Below are 6,333 nucleotides of genomic sequence, written 5' to 3' on the forward strand. Positions count from 1 at the left end.
TGCGGTTGAACCGTTTATCAGCCCGCGTCCGGAGCCGTGGCTGACCAGTGCCGGTTCTCAATCAGTGCCCTAGCGACCTTGGGGATGAGTTTGCGGACCGCGGAGACGGCCGGAGAACGCTCATCTTTCGGGTTTACTGCAAGCACGACGGAACGGGTAATCACCGGATCCACGATTTTGACCGTCCGGACCAGTCCCTGAGCGGCTTCTTTCTGAACGGCCGACGGGGCGAGAATAGAATATGCCTTTCCCTCTATGACCATGTTGATGATGGTCGAGAGGGAGTCCACTTCAAACCTGACATCCAGCATACAACCGTGCTGTGCAACGACATCAGCCACTGAACGCCTGACATTGTTATTTCGCATAGGAACCGCCAGCGGGAACGCGTGGAGGTCCGCAAGACATACCGAGTCTTCGAAAGGGGGTTCCTCCGTCGGCGCCACCAGAGAAAGCTCTTCGCGCGCCAGGACCGTCATTCGCCCAACACTGTCTTCGGTGCGGTAGAGAACCGCCAGATTGAAGCGTCCGGCTGCCATCCACTCCTCCAACGGCCCCGTCATACCCTCGATCATCTTGAGGGAGATCCTCGGTAGTTCGTTCCTTACCGACTCAAGCAGTGGACCGCTGAGGACACGAGCGGCGCCGGACGGAATGCCAATAGTCACCTCTCCGGAGGGAGAGGTCACGGTATTGGTCAGTTCCGCCTCGGTGAGCTGGATTTCCTTAAGAATCGTCCGCGCCCGCTCAAGTAGCTTGGCTCCGGACGCCGTCACGCTGATGCCGGTTCTGTCGCGTACAAGAAGCTGGGTGCCGAAGCGTTCCTCGAGCTGACGCACATGCAGGCTAAGGGCGCTTTGAGCGATGTGGAGGAGCGCAGATGCCTTCGTAAAACTGCCTGCCTCCACTACGCCAACAAAATATTTTAACTGCCTGATTTCCACGGGTTAAGGAACCTAACTGAGGCATTCTCCCCAGGCTCGTCATACCTATCGCGAAACGAGATGGTGAGCAAGCTGCAATATCGCCGAGTTCACCGGAAACAGGCACGCCTTCCCGTTGGTTGACTAGAGGTACAGGTCAGTCACTGCCGGCTAGGGCGAGGATTTCGCGGGCGCGCCGCACCACCGGCGGGTCAATCATCTTGCCATCCATCGCGAAGGCACATAGACCCCGCCCTGCGGTATCCATTTCCGCCGCGACGACACGGCGCGCCCATTCGATCTCCTCTGTGCCGGGCGAAAAAGCCTCGTTCAAGATGGCCACCTGTGCCGGATGGATCGCCAGGGCACCGGCAAAGCCAAGCCGTCGCGCATGCATCGCGGCTTCATGGAGTTTGCGGGTGTCCGAGAACTCGCTGATGCTTCCTATAAAGCCCAGAGGGAGTAAGCCGGCCGCACGGGCAGCGAACAGCACGGCAAGGTTTGGCGCTAGGAGCAGGTCAAATTCCGGAGCGCCGCCGACAGCGGCACTGAAGTCTTCAGGACCGAGTGCCATTGCGATGATCCTTGGATGGGCCGACGCAATAGCCGGGAGTCTTTGCAACGCTGCCGGGGTCTCGATCTGGGCAATGAACCGGATGTGCCCCAGTGCAAGACTTTTCTCGAGTTCAAGTCCCGTTACGGCATTCGCGACCTCTGACACCCACTCCGCCGATTCCACCTTGGGGAGAACAAGTGCATCAACGCCCGCCATGACCGCTACGTCGAGATCGGCGGCCAAGGCGCGCAGGCCACGGTTCACGCGAACCAAAACCGACGCACCCTTACGACCCACCTTGGTCACTGATTCAGTAAGTTGCCGCCTTGCCTCGCCCTTCCGATCCTGCGGGACCGAGTCCTCGAGGTCGAGTATGACTCCGTCTGCACCCCGCTCATGAGCATTCTCCACAAACTGGGCGACGTGGGCGGGGACAAAGAGCAGGGATCTCCAGCGGGGAACTGAGGTCGCGCTACGGACGGCAGGAATGGTGTCGCTCCCCATAGAGATTCTCCTACTCGATTTCGAGTGAGTGCGGTGGCAATTGCCTTTCTTGGCGGCCAGATTGACGGCCAAGCCGGCGGCAGCGATGGTTTCCTAAGTCGTGAGCGCCTCACCGCTCATGGGCTATCGCGCGTTCACGCGCACGGGGCCTTTGGGCGTAACTGGGCCTGGACCTCCTCGCGAACAGCCTCCGTGTGAGCGCCGAGCGCCGGGACGGGGCGCAGTGAAGGCTTCTCGGAGTTGAAAATCGCAGCGGGCGCTATAGCCTCGACTGCCCCTCCAGGTGTACCGACCTTCACTCTGCGAACATGTGGATGCTGCGAAACGTCCGAGATCTCGTTCAATCGCCCGTATGCCAGACCGGCCGCCTCAAGCTCCTGCATCGCTACCTCGCTGGAGAGTTCAGAGAAACGCCTTTTGATGATCTCATCCAGACGAGCACGGTTACCGAGCCGCTCCATGTTGTCTGCGAACCCGTGTTCGCGTGTGAGTCCGGGCTGCTTGAGGAACTTCTCGCAGAAGTTCACCCATTCCCGGTCATTCTGGACCGAGAAGATGACGTCTTTGCCGTCGGCGCAACGGTAGGCGCCATAAGGGGCAAGCGATGGGTGGGTCACGCCCGCGCGAACCGTTTCGTAGCTGCTATAGCCGTGCTGAAGCACCGGTACGTTCATCCAGTCGGCGATGGCATCGAACAGCGAGACTTGTATGCCGGCGCCTTCACCTGTCCGCTCGCGGTGGAACAGTGCCTGTAGGATGGCGCTATGCGCCGTCATGCCGGCCGAGATGTCGCAAACCGACACCCCTACCCGTGCTGGTCCCTGTTGCGTACCGGTGATGGCGCACAGACCCGTTTCAGCTTGCACGATGAGATCGTAAGCCTTCAGGTGGGAAAATGGCCCCCCAACCCCAAAACCGGAAATATCGCAGGTGATCAGCCGCGGAAAGCGTCGACGGAGATCCGCAGACCCGAAACCCAGTTTTTCGATGCTGCCCGGCTTCAGGTTCTGGATGAATACGTCAGCATTGGCGATGAGCGATTCCAGGACATCACGGTCCACCTCCGATCTCAGGTCCAGGCATACCGATTCCTTTCCCCGATTAAGCCAGACGAAATAAGCACTCTGCCCATGGACCAAGTTGTCATAATTTCGGGCGAAGTCCCCTTCTGGCCTCTCGATCTTTATCACCCGGGCGCCTGCGTCCGCAAGACGAGACGAGGCGTAGGGTGCAGCAACGGCCTGCTCCACGGCAACGACAGTGATCCCCTCGAGGCAATTCTGCATGGCGGCACCGCGCTCTTCATCCAACGTTTTCGTTTTGAGCCCGACGACGGTTCAGCATCGCCAGCAACCGGCTTTGTTCATTCCCAACAATTGAGAATGCCTCGTCGACACCCATTCCGGGCTTTGCAAGCATCACGTCGGCCTGGGTTGCCACCGATACGTGGACAGAAGCTTGGGCGGAGAGATCTGTCTCGGTACAGCTTCCTCCGACATACGCTCCAACTTGGTTCTCCTTACAAATGAGAACGGCACGCGCCGTGTCGGCAATTGAGCCCACATCCGGGGTCTTGATTTGAACGAGATGCGCGGCCTTGGCTTCGGCAAAGAGCCGAATATCCTCGAGCGTGTTGCACCTCTCATCTACGACAATGCGAGCGCTGGAACCCCGGTCATCCAGGATCGATACAATTCGAGCGTAGTCATTAATTTGGGCCTGTGTGGAACCAAAATCGGCCGGGCACTCGATGTTGAGCGTAAAACCCGGAACGGTATCAGCAACCCTGCAGATGAAGTCGGCGATGCGTTCTGGCTTCAGGCCGATTTCCAGGCCAATCCAGCCATACACATCGAAATGCAGCACGGGATGATACCCCGGGCGGCCGATTTCGCGAGTGCGCGCTGCAACCCACTTCACGAACTCCATGAAGGTCTGGCCATCGACGCCGAATTTCTGCCTTGAGTTGATTAGGCCGTGGGGGAGAACATCCACGGCCTTCAGAATCATCTTGTCGACGTTGATTTCCCGAGCATCGCCGCTTTGGCAGTAAATCGGGACCCTGCGCGTCGGCAGCGGCAGTTCAAATTCAGCACATACGACCTCCGCCATTGTCATGCGGTGGAGATGGGCCGCAGTACGAAGCAGCGCCTGGCTGACGCCATACTCAATGGCGAGAGGTAGCCGCTTATGTTCGAAGGGGTCGAAGACATTCGCGCAGGCATCAAGGTAACCAGACGCATCGACATCGAGAAGCCGCGGCGCCACGACCCGCGATATCAAATCCGAGATGTGAGCAGTTTCAAACACAGGATCGCGCCCGCCGGCACCTGAGTACTGAACGCCCATCATGTCGCCCCAAACAACGGTGCCGTCGGTGAGAGCAAGCCCGATGCTGAGCGAAGATGCCGGAACTCGAATTGACGCGAACCCGGGCGTTATCGGTTCGTCGAGATAGATGAGACTATCCTGGGTTGCGCCGGCCCGGATAGCAGCCTGATCGTCATAGAAAAATGCGCCATTACCAGGCGCGAGAAGGACGTCTTTGATCTGCACTACACTTCACTCGATCTGGATTTGACAGCGTTGGAGGCCGGATGCATTTCGTTCCGCTAATGCCTAGTATGTGCCACTTGGCGTTGAATTCGCCAATATAATGTCCTGGATAGTGCCATCGCGGTTTGAGATGGCTGGCGCTTGCCCTAACGCATATCATGTCCTTTTCCTGTTGTTGTGGTCCAACAGTTCGATGCGCCCAGAGCCTCAGAGTTTGAGCGGTCTCGCAAGGAGCGCCACCACCTCGTCGGCGTCCACATGTAGACTTTACCGCGCAAACGATAGATTTGGTAGGCGCGCGAATATCAATGGGATCAGATAGCGAGCCATCGAATGCAGGACGCAAGGTCGTGGTGCGCGCCAGGCCGAGGATGAAGTCGATAGCGATGGTCGATCCAGAGATCTCTCGGTTCCCGCACAAGGAGCGTCCGTACATGCCAGGGTCTCAGACCCCGCCGTGTCCGTCGGACGCTCGCAATAACGCGCCCGCCGATCTCGCCTTCCATCAGGTGAACAACGTCGGCACCCGAAATCATAACGCTTTTCGTGGCTCCATGGCTAGCCTGCACGCTCCCCTACCGACGCTTCGCCGAAGCCCTCGCGGACGCCTGCGCACGGATCGGGCGGCGTGGGTTGCTAGTCTTTCATCGCAGTGGACTTCCACCACATACTCCTTGCCAGTCTCCCGGCGCTCTCACTCACGTTACTGCCATCGGATTGCTCATCGCCCAAGGCGGGCTTTGTCACGAGGCTTCGACCCGGCCAGTTTGCCCGACCGAGCCGCTCGTCAGCTACCAGACGAAGCGACTACTATCGTGGGTGGAACCTTCCTCCACTAGCGATACGCGCCATCGGGGCGCACTGAATTTCTCAGGCTAGTTTGCTTCTGGCTCAAACACGGGCTGCCGGTGATCTGCCTCGATGGCCGCCATGCGAATCCGGCGCTACGGGCCCGCATGAACAAGCGTGACGGCCGAGAACCAAGTCGGGCCAGTGCGCGAGCGCTGCTCCACGCCCGACTTTCGCCTTGGCCTATGACACCGCCTGTCAGCTTATGTTTAAATTTCTAGAGGTCGAACTCGATTGCGAGGCTCCGACAATGTCCAGGGCATACCACATGTCCGGTAAACAACACGTCGCAACAGATCTTTTAAATAACTTTACCTATTCTTTACGAGCGCAGATCGCTGACAATGGTAGCTTCGCCGCAAAACTGAGGTCAGGCACGTATAAGAAAAGCTGATGCCGATTTAGCCTCAGAACCCGCACAGCACACAAATCTCGGAGTTGACGGTCAATGGCAAAAAGAGCTCTCATCCTGGTTGAAGGCAATGCAAAGGGTAATGGTCTGCTCTACGTCCAAGCGGCCCAGCGTCTTGGTCTTTATCCAATTACCCTGTCGGCTGATTCCACTCAGTACGACTATCTTGCGGCCGAAAGGAGAGAGGCAATCCGTGTCGATACGACCAATCTCGATGCGCTGATCCGCGAATGTTCCCGGCTGGGTGAGACCTTTGAGATTGCTGGTATCACTGGCTTTGCGGGCGACGACGAGTCCTTCTATGCGACAGTTGGCAAGCTCTGCTGGCATTTCAATCTACCGGGACCGAACCCCACATCGATTGAACGATGCTGTGACAAATTCTCTCAACGTCAGCTCCTCGCGGACGCCGGTCTTCCAGTACCGGCTTATCGCTTGGCAGCGAACGCGACGGATATTGAACGCTCAGCCGCGGAGATAGGCCTTCCGGTGATTGTTAAGCCAGCGGTAGGCAGCGGTAGCCTCGGGGTCCG

5 protein-coding genes are annotated in these 6,333 nt (G+C 58.4%); 1 reads left to right on the plus strand and 4 read right to left on the minus strand.

The genetic code is table 11. The annotated features are described in order from the left end of the window. Positions 1-17: 17 nt before the first annotated feature. From ACWUKX_RS22650 to ACWUKX_RS22665, 4 genes are all read right to left on the minus strand, one after another. On the minus strand, positions 18-944 hold the full coding sequence (locus ACWUKX_RS22650) for a LysR family transcriptional regulator (RefSeq protein WP_456009070.1): 927 nt from the start codon (positions 942-944) through the stop codon (positions 18-20). Between the two features lie 136 nt (positions 945-1,080). Next, positions 1,081-1,983 carry an HpcH/HpaI aldolase/citrate lyase family protein gene (locus ACWUKX_RS22655; RefSeq protein WP_456009072.1) on the minus strand — a complete coding sequence of 301 codons (903 nt, stop codon included), beginning with the start codon at positions 1,981-1,983 and terminating at the stop codon, positions 1,081-1,083. 134 nt (positions 1,984-2,117) lie between these two features. Continuing rightward, positions 2,118-3,269: a CaiB/BaiF CoA transferase family protein gene (locus ACWUKX_RS22660; RefSeq protein WP_456009088.1), complete on the minus strand. Its 1,152-nt coding sequence runs from the start codon at positions 3,267-3,269 to the stop codon at positions 2,118-2,120. A gap of 16 nt (positions 3,270-3,285) precedes the next feature. Further along, positions 3,286-4,539 carry a methylaspartate ammonia-lyase gene (locus ACWUKX_RS22665; protein ID WP_456009074.1) on the minus strand — a complete coding sequence of 418 codons (1,254 nt, stop codon included), beginning with the start codon at positions 4,537-4,539 and terminating at the stop codon, positions 3,286-3,288. Positions 4,540-5,836: 1,297 nt separating this feature from the next. On the opposite strand from ACWUKX_RS22665, the gene ACWUKX_RS22670 reads away from it, so the two are divergent. Then, a partial coding sequence (locus ACWUKX_RS22670) for an ATP-grasp domain-containing protein (RefSeq protein WP_456009075.1) occupies positions 5,837-6,333 on the plus strand: 497 nt, incomplete at its 3' end.

It is taken from the genome of Mesorhizobium sp. f-mel (genome assembly GCF_053850215.1).